Raw genomic sequence first — 13,334 nt, 5'->3', positions numbered from 1 at the left:
TAATGGCACTAATTACGAAAAACGGTGATCAGGCTGAAAAAGCGATCGATGCACCAAAGATAGAGTTCCCCTGTGAAAACTACGTTATCAAGGTGGTTTCACTTGATGTAGATGGTATTCATACTGAAATAACTGAGCGATTGCTTGTTCATGCTCCGGAAATGAATACTGCTGCCGAGAACACTAATCGTTCCAGTAAAGGGCGTTTTATTAGCTTTAGTTTTCGTATTGTGGCTCAAAGTGAAGATCAATTATCGGCTTTGCATCGTGACTTAATGTCAATCGAAGCTGTTAAGATGGTCATGTAAATGGAACTTGATTTAATTTGCCGTGATTTAGGTATTGTTGACTACGCCGAAACATGGGAAAGGATGAAGAAATTTACTCAAATTCGTTCAAAAGACGATGCTGATGAAGTTTGGTTGCTAGAGCATCCTTCCTTGTTTACACAAGGTCAGGCTGGTAAAGAAGAACATCTTCTGGCTCCAGGCGATATACCTGTTATTCAGGTCGACCGTGGTGGTCAGGTCACGTATCATGGGCCGGGCCAATTGGTTGCCTATGTCATGGTTGATTTGAAGCGTCTTGGGATAGGTGTTCGAGATTTGGTCAGTGTACTGGAAAATTCTGTAGTGAATGCTCTAGCATTGAACTCTATAGACGCATACCCAAAGCCAGATGCACCAGGCGTTTATGTAAATGAACAAAAAATTGCGTCACTGGGATTGCGTGTTCGCAGAGGTTGTTCATTTCATGGACTTGCCTTGAATGTTGATATGGATCTCACCCCATTTAATCGTATTAACCCATGTGGCTATCAAGGCTTGCAGATGGTTGATATGAAGCGTCTTAATAAAGACGTCCTTTTATCGAATGTAAAGGTTCAGCTGGCGAATCAGCTGGCTGAGCAACTCGGATACAGTTATCCGGCTATCCAACAAGGGTGGAAATAGAATGACAGCAGAACGCAAACGCGTTGTCCAAGGGGAAAAATTACGTGGTGCCGATAAAATGGCGCGTATCCCTATTAAGATTGTTCCTACTGAAGAAATTCCACGTAAGCCTGATTGGCTTCGTGTTCGTATGCCTGCGTCGCCAGAGATAGCCCGTATCAAGGCTACTTTACGTGAGCATAAATTAGCATCAGTTTGTGAAGAGGCTAATTGTCCAAATCTAGGTGAGTGTTTCAGTAATGGCACGGCTACCTTTATGATTATGGGTGAAATTTGTACTCGTCGCTGTCCTTTCTGTGATGTTGCGCATGGTCGTCCTAATCCGCTTAGTGTTGATGAGCCAAAAGAATTGGCGGCTGCTATTCGCGACATGAAACTAAAATATGTGGTTATTACCTCTGTTGATCGTGATGATCTTCGTGATGGTGGTGCTCAGCATTTTGTAGATTGTATTAGAGAGACTCGTGCAGAAAGTCCAAATATCGAAATTGAAACATTAGTACCAGATTTTCGTGGTCGAATGGAAGTTGCCATTGATACACTGTCAATAGCACCGCCAGATGTGTTTAATCATAACCTAGAATCTATTCCTCGCTTGTACCGTCAGGTAAGACCAGGGTCTGATTATCAGTGGTCGCTAGATCTTTTGAAAAACTTTAAAGATCGATGCCCTGATGTACCAACTAAATCTGGGTTGATGGTTGGTATGGGTGAAACATTTGAAGAAATTGTTGAAGTATTAAAAGACTTGAGAGCTCATAACGTTGATATGTTGACGATTGGTCAATATCTACAGCCATCTAAGCATCACTTTCCAATGGCGCGTTTTGTTCCGCCTGAAGAATTTGCGCGTTATGAGGAAGTCGCGAAAGAGTTGGGCTTTAAGCATGCGGCGTGTGGACCTTTGGTTCGCTCGTCTTACCACGCGGATAAGCAAGCACATGGCGAACACGTTTCTTAATTTGTTCGTTCGTTAGAATAAAGCGGAGTTAAGATGTTTCTTAGCCCCGCTTTTTTTATTTGAACTAAACCTAAAAAATATGTCTGTGTTTTACTACGACGTACCTTTATTAGAAACGGTGCTAATTTAGACTTTTGGAGATGATATGAAGCCTTGGTCAATCAAAGATTCGATGGAACTTTACAATGTAAGTCATTGGAGCAGTGGTTTTTTTTCAATCAATGATAAAGGTCGCGTTATTGCGTTACCTGATAGGGAAAATAGCATTGATTTGACAGAGCTTTCTGTGGCGCTTAAGCAGCAAGGCATCCCTTATCCATGTCTTGTGCGTTTTCCTAATATTTTGCATTCGCGAATTGAGAAAATTACCAATTCGTTTCAACAAGCAATAGATTATTATGATTATAAGGCAAACTACGCCATTGTTTATCCTATCAAGGTAAATCAGCAGCGTCGTGTTGTAGAAGAAATTGCGGCATGTCAACCAGATAACTCAGCTACTGTTGGCTTGGAAGCAGGTAGTAAACCGGAGCTTATGGCAGTTTTGGCCATGCATAAAAACGCTGATGGCATCATAGTTTGCAATGGCTATAAAGACCGCGAGTTTATTCATCTTGCTTTGATGGCTGAAAAAATGGGGCATCAAGTTTTTATTGTTGTTGAGAAGATGCATGAGCTTGATTGGATTCTAGAAGAAGCAGACAAAATTGGGGTTCAGCCGCGTATTGGTATTCGTATCCGATTGGCGTCTACTTGTACGACGCATTGGGGCAATAGTGGCGGCGAAAAATCTAAATTTGGTTTGACTACATCACAATTGCTACGAGCTATTGATCGTTTACGCGAATTGGACTTGTTACATTGCCTTGAGTTGATTCACTTCCATTTAGGTTCACAAATTACGCGTATTCGAGATATTCAAAATAGTCTAAAAGAGTGTGCTCGTTATTACGCTGAACTTCACCAGATGGGTGTCAAAGTGAAGTGGGTCGATGTTGGTGGTGGTTTAGGTGTCGATTACGAAGGTACTCGTTGTCAAAATGATTTTTCTGCGAACTACAGTATTGGCGAATATGCTAACAATGTGGTATTTGCTTTCCATAATGTGTGTGAGCAATATGAACTTCCTCATCCTCATTTGATTTCCGAGTCTGGCCGAGCTGTCACAGCTCATCATGCCATGATGATTGCAGATGTTTTCTCTCATGGTGCTGAGCTTTTGCCGATTGAAGAACCAGCGGAAGGCAGTGAGCTAGAGCTGCAACGACTTTGGGCGTCTTATCAAAGTTTGAAAGGTGAAAACGAAGAGGAAAGTCGATCCTTGGTCGAGATTTATCATGACTTGTTAGATGACTTTAACGATAGTTTGACCTTATATAACCATGGCCAGCTTAACCTGTCGCAAAGAGCACAAGCAGAAAACCTTTTTCTTTCTGCGTGTCGCAACTTGTTGCCTCGTTTAGATAACCGAAACAGAGGGCATCGTGCTGTAATTGATGAACTAAACGAACGTTTGGCTGAGAAGTTGTTTGTTAATTTATCTGTGTTTCAGTCTATGCCTGATGCATGGGGGATTGATCAACTGTTCCCAGTATTGCCTTTACAGGGGCTGGATCAGGCGCCTTCTTTTAGAGGTAAAATCCAAGATGTTACTTGTGATTCGGACGGTTGCTTGTACAGCTATGTAGATGGCCAAGGTATTGAGTCTTCTTTGCCATTGCCACCAGCGCCACCAAAAGGTGAAGACTATTTAATGGGCTTTTTCTTAGTCGGGGCTTATCAAGAAACCTTAGGGGATTTACATAATTTATTCGGCGATACTTGTTCTGTTGACGTTTATTTAACAGACGACGGTTTCAGAATTGATCACGTATTGAAAGGTGATAGCGTTCAGGATGTACTTAAGTCTGTTAGTTATAATGAGCAAGAGCTGATGAAGAGTTATCAGGATAAAGTGTCAGCGAGCCCACTTAGCCAAGAAGAGCAAGTATCACTAATGGCGACCTATAAAAAAGTGCTGGAAGGTACGACCTATTTGACTCAAGTATAGGTTGAGCCTCTGTGCTTGTGGCGCAACATATTTTGGAGGTAGTAAGTATGAGTAATGTAAAAGTGGCCTGTGTCCAAATGGCGGTCAGTACAGACTTTCAGGCGAATTTAGATAATGCGGTGGTGCAAGTAAGAGAAGCGGCTGCAAATCAGGCTAATATTATTCTTTTACAAGAATTGTTTATGGGGCCATATTTTTGCATTGATCAAAAGCCAGCGTATTTTGATTGGGCGCAACCGGTAAATGATTGCTTGGCTATTCAGACAATGAGTAAGCTTGCAAAAGAGTTAGGGGTGGTTTTACCTATTAGCTTTTTTGAGCGTGATGGCAATGTCTTTTACAACTCCTTGGTGATGATTGATGCCAATGGTGATGTGATGGACTTGTATCGCAAGACGCATATTCCAGATGGTCCTGGTTACCAAGAAAAATACTATTTCACACCGGGTAATACTGGCGTGAAAGTTTGGGATACGAAGTTTGGTCGAATTGGTTGTGGTATTTGTTGGGATCAATGGTTTCCAGAGTTGGCGCGTGAATTGGCGCTGAAAGGTGCAGAATTGATTTTTTACCCTACCGCAATTGGTTCTGAGCCTCCTTACCCTGAGTGGGATTCGAAAGATCATTGGCAGAGAACCATGCAAGGACATTCTGCCGCGAATATGGTGCCAGTCATTGCTGCAAACCGTGTCGGTCGTGAAGAAGGTGAAAATAGTTTTATCCAGTTTTACGGTTCTTCATTCATGACAGATGAAATGGGGGCAATGAAGTGTGTCGCGAGCCGTGACGAAAGCACTATTTTGTACTCTGAGTATGATTTAGACGCTATTCGCAAAGCTCGTCGCTCTTTTGGTTTGTTCCGTGATCGTCGACCAGATCAATATCAAGCTATTACTTCTGGTGCAGGTATTACTTGGGATAAATAGATAGAAAGCAAAAAAGTGCCCGCATGATGCGGGCACAAAGCTTTCCTTATCCTTATTGGTAAAAAGGGGGAATATCAATAAGGTAGATCTATTTGCACTTGGCTTTTCGAAGCCTAAAATTGGTGTAGAACATAGTGCAAGGCTGGTGCCTTTCGAAATACCCTGACGGTAATGTAAAGCGAATAAAGTGCTTTTTATTACAAGGTTTTGTAAGAAGTCAGCATAGATCTGTCCAAAACCTAGATATTAACTATAGTCCTAGATCCCAACTATGGCCTGAGATTTTAAATAGGTGCGAATATAATTCTGCTTCTGCACTTAGCTAAAAGATCCATCCTTTTATTTTAGAGAACCGATGAACGTATTTAGTTCCCCAAGTAAATTGCCTTATTTTGCAGTCATGTTGTCCAGCAAGCTGATGTTGAATGATTTAACTTATCGCATCATGGCAGAAAAAATGCTCGAACTCGCACAAGGTCAGCCGGGGTATCTTGGTGCTGAGTATGGTTCGGGAGAAATGGATTTACTAATGACCTACTGGCAAACTAAAGAGGCTGCAGAAGCTTGGTTAAACCATGACATGCAGCGTAAAACCTTATCCATTGGTGAAAGTTTTTGGTATGAAGAATATTCGTTAAAATTGTTTGAAGTGATGAAGGACATGTCATTTAAGTACTCTAACCAAGGTTTACATGCTTCACGTTTTCCTCGGATTGTTACCGAGAGAGGTGTATTGAAAATATTAGACGAAGCTCAAGCTCCGCTCTTGCATGATTATATTAATCAAGAAAAGGCGTTTCTTGCCCCATGGGAGCCGTTTAGAACGGATGGCTATTATTCACTCGAAACCTGCCAGCTACGAGTCCGAGAAATGCGGCGTGATTTTTTAGAAGATAAAGGGGTTGTATTGTGCTTTCTAACGCCTAATGAAGACAGAATGCTCGCTTATACCAATTACTCAAATATTATTCGTGGTGTCTTTCAGGCTTGCAATCTTGGCTACAGTTTACGAGAAAGTGAACAGGGTAAAGGTATCATGCAAGAAGCCTTAAGCGCAGGAATAGAGTACATCCATAAAGAGCAACATATTGATCGAATTCAAGCGAGTCATATGCCAAGAAATACTCGCAGTGCAGCCGTGTTAAAGAAGTTAGGTTTTGATAAAGAAGGTATAGCTAGGGATTACTTGAAAATCAACGGTCAGTGGGAGGATCATATTCTTACCGCATTAGTTCTGCGATAAAAATTGCTTAACGTATTTTTGTCTCCGGCTTGGTGAGTATTAGTACTCGCCCTATGTTTTTTTGCGTTGTCATAACGGACAGTACAGTAATACTTTCGCTGTTCGGGTTTGATATGGCTCTTGGCTCCCTTCTTGCGAGGACTTTACCAAAACTTGGGCAGGGTTTAGATATTTTATTCTCATTTGAAATAAACGTGATGCCGCTCAATGGAAGAAGGTATTGAGTAGCCGACTTTTGATAGTAAAGGGTTTCTTTAAATTGAGGAGGGTACAGCTCTATTGTAATTTGGCCTGCTTTTCCGTGCCAGAGAGGCCATGTCTTAATATGGCTTCTTCCTAAGATTGATTCCACTGTTCCAGAAGAGATTTTTTTAAACGAACCTCTTAGCTCTGTTTGTTCTGTGTTTTTTAGCCGTATTAAACAAAGTTCTACTGTGGGCGTTAATAAAGTAATGCTATTGATTGTGTGAGCTTCTAGCCATATTCCTTGGTGTTGTTTTAGTGCTGTTTCTTGTTCATTGCTTTGCAGGTTTTGTTGTGCACCTTGCTGTAAGTATAATTCTCCCTTGATGAGAAAAAGAAACGTATCGGCCTGATGGTGATAGAAGCGGGTAGGAATATCTGTTTGAAACAGATGTTCATGTGCAATGAAAAGGTCATCTTGTTGGTGGATGATAAAGTGTTTACTTGACTCTCCAAGGTTATAGTTCATTGGGTCGAGTGTATTTTGATCAGTTAAGTTCACCATCAAGTACCTTTTTAATTATCGAATGTATTGAAACACGAGAATAACGACCTTTCCATGATAATCTTACGATGAGTGTTGCAGTGAGTTGGGATGTTTCTTTATAGTTGAGCCCATATTAGTTTATGAAATCCGCATGTGCCGATAATTTGCCCATGCAAACGATTATAGAAGGAAAGTTTCCTTGAGTGAGTTGTCAAATTTCGAGTCGAATGAAACCCTTTCATTAAAAGACTACACAGAAAAAGCGTACTTGAATTACTCCATGTACGTTATTTTAGATCGAGCTTTGCCACATATTGGTGACGGTTTAAAACCAGTTCAGCGTCGTATCATCTATGCAATGAGCGAATTAGGCTTGAAAGCCAGCGCAAAATATAAAAAATCCGCTCGTACTGTGGGTGATGTGTTGGGTAAGTTTCACCCACATGGTGACAGTGCTTGTTATGAAGCCATGGTATTGATGGCTCAGCCTTTCTCATACCGTTATCCGCTTGTCGATGGACAGGGTAACTGGGGCGCGCCAGATGATCCAAAATCTTTTGCTGCCATGCGTTACACTGAGTCTCGTTTATCAAAATACGCTGATGTATTGCTAAGAGAAGTCAGTCAAGGCACGGTTGATTGGACGCCTAACTTTGATGGTACCTTACAAGAGCCATCGGTATTACCGTCCCGTCTGCCTAATTTATTGCTTAATGGTACGACTGGTATTGCGGTTGGTATGGCAACGGATATCCCGCCCCATAACTTACGTGAAATTGGTGGCGCTTGTATTCATCTGCTTAATAATCCCAATGCTGAATTAGATGATTTGCTTAATTTTGTCCAAGGCCCAGACTTTCCAACGGGTGGTGAAATCATTACGCCAAGAAGTGACATTGTTAGACTTTACGAAACAGGTAAAGGGCAGATTAAAGCGCGAGCTCGTTTTACTGTTGAGGATGGTGAAATAGTAGTTAATGAGCTACCTCATCAGGTGTCTGGTAGTAAAGTATTAGAGCAAATTGCCGCGCAAATGCAGGCGAAAAAACTGCCAATGGTGGTGGATTTACGGGATGAATCAGATCATGAAAATCCGACGCGACTGGTAATCGTACCTAAATCAAATCGTGTCGATATAGATTCTGTCATGACACATCTTTTTGCGACTACTGATCTAGAAAAATCCTATCGCGTTAATATGAACGTGATTGGTCTAGATGGCCTGCCTCAAGTGAAACCACTAAAGAACTTCTTATCTGAGTGGTTGCGTTTCCGTATTGATGTGGTACGTCGTCGTTTGCAATTCCGTCTTGATAAAGTGAATAACCGTTTACATATTTTAGAAGGTTTGTTGATCGCCTACTTAAATATCGATGAAGTTATCGAGATTATACGTACAGAAGAAAAACCAAAAGTAGAGTTGATGGCGCGTTTTGGTTTGAGTGATATGCAAGCTGAATCTATTCTAGAATTGAAGTTGCGTCACCTTGCTAAACTTGAAGAGATGCGTATCAAGGGTGAGCAAGACGAGCTAGAAAAAGAGCGTAAGCAATTAGAAGGCTTGCTGTCTTCTGATCGTAAGTTGAAGAAATTAATCACCGAGGAGATTCAAGAAGCGATTGATGATTTTGGTGATGATCGTCGTACTCCGATTGTTGCTCGTAAAGAGGCGCAAGCTTTCAGCGAAGAAGACCTTTTGTCGAATGACCCAATTACTGTGGTGATCTCTAAGCAAGGTTGGATTCGTGCCGCAAAAGGCCATGACATTGATGTAAATGGCTTGAGTTATAAATCTGGCGATGAATTCTTAGTTAGTACCAAAGGTCGCTCGAACCAAACGCTCGTTTTGCTTGCTTCTAATGGGCGCACCTATTCCATTAAAGCGCATACATTGCCTTCCGCTCGTGGTCAAGGTGAGCCAATTACAGGGCGTATTTCGCTAGAAAAAGACGCCACTATTGTTTCTGCGGTACTGGATAACGAAGAAGCGCATTATTTGATTGCGAGTGATGCGGGTTATGGTTTCGTTGCGCAACTCAAAGAGCTGTATGCTAAAAATAAAGCAGGCAAAGCGACATTGTCATTACCGAAAGGCGCGCAAGTCATGCCGCCGGTTCCAGTGCAAGATCCAGCGTCGGGCCGTGTTGTTGCTATTTCTAATGAGGGTCGTATGTTGGCATTTGATGTGGCTTCTCTACCGCAAATGGCGAAAGGCAAGGGCAACAAGATGCTAAGCATCCCAAGTGCTCGTGCTGCCGACAGAGAAGAGTTAGTTATTGCGCTGGCTTGTGTTCAGCCAAATGATCTTTTGACTGCTTACGCTGGCAAGCGTTTTATCTCTTTTACTGAGAAAGATCTCGAAGAATATCTAGGTGAGCGTGGCCGGAGAGGCTTGAAACTACCTAGAGGTTTTCAGCGAATTGATAGTCTCGAAGTGAAGGTGGGCGAAGGTAAGGTTGTTAAAACGGATGATCCACCAAGCCAAGAATTGTTTTAAAAATAGCCAATTAACGCTAAAGTCCGGAATTATGTTCTAGACTTTAGAATTTTATGAATTAAGTTTTGAGTTCTGTACTCGTTCTGCGAAATGGACTTGCTTGCAATAAGAGGAAATGAATATGAAAGGCAGTAAAAAAGTAATCGATGGTTTGAATGCGTTGTTAGCGAATGAATTAGCGGCAATTGATCAGTATTTCATTCACTCGCGCATGTACGAAGACTGGGGCTTGAGCAAGTTATATGACCGCCTTAATCATGAAATGGAAGAAGAAACTCAGCATTCTGACTGGCTTATCAAGCGCATTTTGTTCTTGGAAGGTGTTCCATGTATGACAAAACGTCGCGATTTGCTAATTGGCTCTGATGTTCGTTCTATGATGAGCAACGATTTGACACTCGAATTAGAAGTGGTGGCGAGTGTTCGTGAAGTGATTGCTGTGTGCGAAGCTGAAGGTGATTATCAAACACGTGAGACCCTTGAAAAGTTGTTGTTTGACACAGAAGAAGACCATGTTTATTGGTTGGAAAAACAGCTTGGTCTAATGGAAAAAATTGGCATGCAGAACTATTACCAATCGCAGATGGGTAACTAAGGAGAGGTTTTATGAAAGGGGACCGTGACGTAGTTGCTAACCTGAATAAAGTGTTAGCGAATGAATTAGTAGGTATCAACCAATATTTTCTTCATGCTCGTATGTTTAAAGATTTTGGCTTTAGTGCGCTTGATAAAGCAGACTATAAAACCTCTATTCAAAAAATGAAAAATGCGGATCGTTTGATTGAGCGAGTTTTGTTTTTGGAAGGTTTGCCTAATCTGCAAGACCTTGGTCGTCTGCGTATAGGTGAAAATAGTGAAGAAATGATTTCTGCTAACTTAGAGTTTGAATTGGATACGTTGCCAGCACTTAAAGCGGCGATCGATTTATGTGAGCAGAAAAAAGACTTTATGAGTCGTGATACATTAGAAAAAATATTAGAAGAGCAAGAAGAACAAATTGATTGGCTTGAAACTCAGCAACACCTGATTGCCAGTTCTGGCATTGAAAATTACCTGCAATCTCAAATGTAACTCAATGCTGCAATTAAGCTACTTGAACTTGGGTTTCAGCAATTTTGATTAACTCACTGTTTAGTAGCTTTTTTGCGCACTGACAGCACTTTCCACACTGACTACCAATACTGTGTTCTTTATATAGTTCACGCATAGTTGTCGCCCCTTCTTGGATGGACGCTTTGATTTCTCTGTCTGATACTCGATTACAAATACAAACGTACATAAATGAAAATCACTCTCACTAATATTCTAATCATGCGATTGTATTTTTAATGTTAATGATTATCAATAGATAATAATTTATCTATTTTCATGGTTTGATAGTTTTTTTTAGAGCTTTTTCAAAGCGTTAACGATAAGACCAAATGACCGCTTTAGTCTTATCGTTATCAGGATTGAGTGATAGGGGTTACAACTCTTTTTCAGCGATATCGTTAAGCACTTTTAGGAAGGATTCTGGGTCATGAGCGCCTTGAACCATATATTTGTCGTTGATGACATAAGTCGGCACTGAGTTAATTTGCAAACCACGTAAATGCTGTAGTTTTTTCTCAGTTAGTGTTTTAGCTTCTGCGCTTAGTGCGTATTCAATATCGGCTTTTTGCATACCGATACTCACTGCTACTTCTTCAAGGATACTTTTTGATCCTATGTCTTTTCCGTCCGTAAAATAAGCATGGAATGCAGCCAAGACAAATGGTGTCGCTAATCCAGATTTAGTGGCTGCAAGCACAAATTGGTGGGCAAGTTTGGTATTAGGGATGCGGTCTTTTTCTGAGAAATTAAATTGGATACCTGCTTCAATTCCCACTTGTTGAATCGCGTGTGTGGCTTCATTGAGTTTTTCTGGACTGCCGAATCGCTCGCCGAGGTAAGTTTCTCGGTCAGCGCCTTCTAACGGCATATCGGGATGCAGTTCAAAGGGCTGCCAACGAATGTCGATTTTATAGTCATCGCCTAATTGTTCAATGGCTTGCTTAAGACGTGAATAGCCTAGGTAGCACCAAGGGCAAACTACATCTGAAATAATGTCGATACGAAGATCGGCCATGTGTTCTCCTAAAGAATAGTAAAGTTTAAAGTGTTTAATTGACGCTCAATGCAATGCACTGGCTAATTTCTGTATAAGAGCGACCGCTTTCTTTGTGCCAATAATTAAACGCTACTTGTGCTGCTTTCCAAGCGGACTGAGTGTCTCTTCCTGTGGTAATGATCTCATGTTGACGCAAATAGCCTTCAACATCTCTGGTTAGCATAAACGTGTCTTTGCCCATTGCTCTTAATGTATAGGGGCCAGTATTGCCACCAAGACGAGCGCCGTGTTTTTTTAAATAGGCCCACAGACCAATAATGTCGTCATTTGGCCAGTTAGCAACAAAGTTAGAGAATGATCCATGACTAGCCTGACATTCGCTAATCATCAGGGCGTTTTCGCGGATTGTCATTACCTTGCCAAAGTTACGAATGATGCGTACGTCTTTGGCTTTTTCTTCCCACATTTCGTCATGGATAAGCAGCATTTTTTCGATATCAAAACCGAAAAAAACAGTTTCAAAACCGGGCCATTTGTTGCGAACCACTTGCCAGTTAATGCCTGATTGAAAGACTTTCTGAGAGAACGCCGCTAGCCATCTATCGTCGCTGTGTTGACTCAGTTGCGCAGGGCTTAGTGGTACAGAGAGCATGGCTTCAAGGTGCTTCGCTCCACCATGTCGAAGGGCGGCTCGATCGTAAATTGATTGAAAGAGTTCGTATTTCATCCTGGACTCCTATTTTGTGGCGCTCAGTTTATCATAAGCCTCGCTCTAGGGAAGGTGCGAATAAGTCTACTAAGCCTCAGTCTTTCAGAGAAATCGTCAAATAAAGCACGACTCTGAAGGAATGTAGGTACCTTTCAAAGAGTCGCAACGATATGTGGCCTGTTACTTTTAATAGTAAACTCTGAAAGACCCGCAGGGCATGTCCTAAAAGCCTGTATTCTTTGTTGAGCACCTCGAAAATAGAACCACTATTCACATTCGCTACTCGCCACGAATAACAGGCTTTTATCCACATGCTGAGACAAGAGGGCTTGTTCGCACCTTCCCTAGATAATGGCTGAGCGGATAACTTGTTTGGTATTTTAGTGATGGACGCTATGTGTTTGTCCTATAATGCCAATAAATGACCCTGTCGAGAGAAGTTGAATGACACACTTAAGCGTTAATCTGAATAAAATTGGCTTACTTCGTAATTCTCGTGGAAGAGATTATCCAAATTTGATTGATATGGCGGAACGTACGCTGGAGCTTGGCGCGTTTGGTATTACCATTCACCCAAGGCCTGATCAGCGTCATGCGACTTATCAAGATGCGCACGATTTGAAGACGCTATTAAAACGTTTCCCAGGTGCTGAATTAAATGTTGAAGGTTTTCCTGATGCACAGTTTCTGGACGTTGTTTTAGAAGTAGAGCCGGATCAATGTACGCTAGTACCTGATGACCCAAATCAGCTTACATCCGACCACGGTTGGAATATCGCTCGTGATCAAGACGCATTGCGTCCAGTTATTGCTAAACTCAAAGCAAAAGGTATCCGCGTTGTTTTATTTATGGATCCTGAGCCTGAAAACATGGTGTTAGCCAAAGAAGTTGGTGCTGACCGTGTGGAGCTATATACAGAAGCCTATGCTAATGCATTTGGTAAAGATGGTTTTGATGAGGTTCTTGAAACCTACCAGCAAGCGGCTCAAGCTGCCTTGGATGCAGGATTGGAAGTAAACGCTGGGCATGACTTAGATTTAAATAATGTTCGGACTTTGTGTGAGCAAGGTCGAATCATGGAGGTATCGATTGGTCATGCATTAACCATTGAAGCTTTGGATCTAGGCTGGAATAACGTAGTAAAAGCTTACCTTGAAAAATTGGCTTGAGAGATA

The 13,334-nt window shown here is 41.7% G+C and carries 14 protein-coding genes; 10 read left to right on the top strand and 4 right to left on the bottom strand.

Annotated elements, in window-relative coordinates; genetic code table 11:
- The first annotated feature begins 2 nt into the window (after positions 1–2).
- The 6 genes from KPL72_RS14150 (at position 3) to KPL72_RS14125 (ending at position 6,133) form a co-directional block, all read left to right on the top strand.
- On the top strand, positions 3–308 hold the full coding sequence (locus tag KPL72_RS14150; RefSeq protein WP_219703348.1) for a YbeD family protein: 306 nt from the start codon (positions 3–5) through the stop codon (positions 306–308).
- The gene (gene lipB / locus KPL72_RS14145; protein ID WP_219703347.1) at positions 309–953 is read left to right on the top strand and encodes a lipoyl(octanoyl) transferase LipB; all 645 of its coding nucleotides are present in this window, start codon (positions 309–311) and stop codon (positions 951–953) included.
- A 1-nt stretch (position 954) separates the two neighbouring features.
- Positions 955–1,914 (top strand): lipoyl synthase, encoded by a 960-nt coding sequence (gene lipA, locus KPL72_RS14140; RefSeq protein WP_212915769.1) that lies wholly within the window; start codon positions 955–957, stop codon positions 1,912–1,914.
- Positions 1,915–2,059: 145 nt separating this feature from the next.
- Positions 2,060–3,964: a biosynthetic arginine decarboxylase gene (gene speA, locus KPL72_RS14135; RefSeq protein WP_219703346.1), complete on the top strand. Its 1,905-nt coding sequence runs from the start codon at positions 2,060–2,062 to the stop codon at positions 3,962–3,964.
- Positions 3,965–4,011: 47 nt separating this feature from the next.
- The gene (gene aguB / locus KPL72_RS14130; RefSeq protein ID WP_212915767.1) at positions 4,012–4,890 is read left to right on the top strand and encodes an N-carbamoylputrescine amidase; all 879 of its coding nucleotides are present in this window, start codon (positions 4,012–4,014) and stop codon (positions 4,888–4,890) included.
- A 355-nt stretch (positions 4,891–5,245) separates the two neighbouring features.
- Positions 5,246–6,133 (top strand): GNAT family N-acetyltransferase, encoded by an 888-nt coding sequence (locus KPL72_RS14125; protein WP_212915766.1) that lies wholly within the window; start codon positions 5,246–5,248, stop codon positions 6,131–6,133.
- Between the two features lie 7 nt (positions 6,134–6,140).
- On the opposite strand, the gene KPL72_RS14120 is transcribed toward KPL72_RS14125, so the two are convergent.
- Positions 6,141–6,881, bottom strand: a complete 741-nt coding sequence (locus KPL72_RS14120) for a hypothetical protein (RefSeq protein WP_219703345.1) — start codon at positions 6,879–6,881, stop codon at positions 6,141–6,143.
- Positions 6,882–7,062: 181 nt separating this feature from the next.
- Here KPL72_RS14120 and parC point away from each other — a divergent pair, with 181 nt between their 5' ends.
- The 3 genes from parC (at position 7,063) to bfr (KPL72_RS14105) (ending at position 10,431) form a co-directional block, all read left to right on the top strand.
- Positions 7,063–9,360: a DNA topoisomerase IV subunit A gene (gene parC / locus KPL72_RS14115; protein WP_219703344.1), complete on the top strand. Its 2,298-nt coding sequence runs from the start codon at positions 7,063–7,065 to the stop codon at positions 9,358–9,360.
- Between the two features lie 121 nt (positions 9,361–9,481).
- On the top strand, positions 9,482–9,955 hold the full coding sequence (bfr, locus tag KPL72_RS14110) for a bacterioferritin (protein ID WP_219703343.1): 474 nt from the start codon (positions 9,482–9,484) through the stop codon (positions 9,953–9,955).
- Positions 9,956–9,966: 11 nt separating this feature from the next.
- Positions 9,967–10,431, top strand: a complete 465-nt coding sequence (bfr, locus tag KPL72_RS14105; RefSeq protein WP_219703342.1) for a bacterioferritin — start codon at positions 9,967–9,969, stop codon at positions 10,429–10,431.
- A gap of 13 nt (positions 10,432–10,444) precedes the next feature.
- Here the strand turns inward: bfr (KPL72_RS14105) and KPL72_RS14100 are convergent, their stop codons facing one another.
- The 3 genes from KPL72_RS14100 to KPL72_RS14090 form a co-directional block, all read right to left on the bottom strand.
- Positions 10,445–10,639, bottom strand: coding sequence for a (2Fe-2S)-binding protein (locus tag KPL72_RS14100; protein WP_012070521.1), 195 nt, complete (start codon positions 10,637–10,639; stop codon positions 10,445–10,447).
- Positions 10,640–10,825: 186 nt separating this feature from the next.
- The gene (locus tag KPL72_RS14095; protein WP_212915761.1) at positions 10,826–11,467 is read right to left on the bottom strand and encodes a DsbA family oxidoreductase; all 642 of its coding nucleotides are present in this window, start codon (positions 11,465–11,467) and stop codon (positions 10,826–10,828) included.
- Positions 11,468–11,501: 34 nt separating this feature from the next.
- Positions 11,502–12,176: a DNA-3-methyladenine glycosylase I gene (locus KPL72_RS14090; RefSeq protein ID WP_212915760.1), complete on the bottom strand. Its 675-nt coding sequence runs from the start codon at positions 12,174–12,176 to the stop codon at positions 11,502–11,504.
- A 426-nt stretch (positions 12,177–12,602) separates the two neighbouring features.
- Between KPL72_RS14090 and KPL72_RS14085 the strand changes: the two genes are divergently transcribed.
- Complete coding sequence (locus KPL72_RS14085; RefSeq protein ID WP_219703341.1) at positions 12,603–13,328, top strand: pyridoxine 5'-phosphate synthase; 726 nt, start codon at positions 12,603–12,605, stop codon at positions 13,326–13,328.
- Positions 13,329–13,334: the final 6 nt, after the last annotated feature.

The sequence above is a fragment of the Marinomonas lutimaris genome, assembly GCF_019426345.1.
Classification (GTDB): Bacteria; Pseudomonadota; Gammaproteobacteria; order Pseudomonadales; family Marinomonadaceae; genus Marinomonas; species Marinomonas lutimaris.
This window is presented reverse-complemented; position numbering and strand designations above follow the sequence as displayed.

Coding starts and splice junctions, on each gene's coding strand:
- KPL72_RS14100 (WP_012070521.1), bottom strand. CDS start 10,639: ATGTACGTTTGTATTTGTAATCGAGTATCAGACAGAGAAATCAAAGCG.
- aguB (WP_212915767.1), top strand. CDS start 4,012: ATGAGTAATGTAAAAGTGGCCTGTGTCCAAATGGCGGTCAGTACAGAC.
- lipB (WP_219703347.1), top strand. CDS start 309: ATGGAACTTGATTTAATTTGCCGTGATTTAGGTATTGTTGACTACGCC.
- KPL72_RS14150 (WP_219703348.1), top strand. CDS start 3: ATGGCACTAATTACGAAAAACGGTGATCAGGCTGAAAAAGCGATCGAT.
- KPL72_RS14120 (WP_219703345.1), bottom strand. CDS start 6,881: ATGGTGAACTTAACTGATCAAAATACACTCGACCCAATGAACTATAAC.
- speA (WP_219703346.1), top strand. CDS start 2,060: ATGAAGCCTTGGTCAATCAAAGATTCGATGGAACTTTACAATGTAAGT.
- lipA (WP_212915769.1), top strand. CDS start 955: ATGACAGCAGAACGCAAACGCGTTGTCCAAGGGGAAAAATTACGTGGT.
- KPL72_RS14125 (WP_212915766.1), top strand. CDS start 5,246: ATGAACGTATTTAGTTCCCCAAGTAAATTGCCTTATTTTGCAGTCATG.
- KPL72_RS14090 (WP_212915760.1), bottom strand. CDS start 12,176: ATGAAATACGAACTCTTTCAATCAATTTACGATCGAGCCGCCCTTCGA.
- KPL72_RS14095 (WP_212915761.1), bottom strand. CDS start 11,467: ATGGCCGATCTTCGTATCGACATTATTTCAGATGTAGTTTGCCCTTGG.
- bfr (WP_219703343.1), top strand. CDS start 9,482: ATGAAAGGCAGTAAAAAAGTAATCGATGGTTTGAATGCGTTGTTAGCG.
- KPL72_RS14085 (WP_219703341.1), top strand. CDS start 12,603: ATGACACACTTAAGCGTTAATCTGAATAAAATTGGCTTACTTCGTAAT.
- bfr (WP_219703342.1), top strand. CDS start 9,967: ATGAAAGGGGACCGTGACGTAGTTGCTAACCTGAATAAAGTGTTAGCG.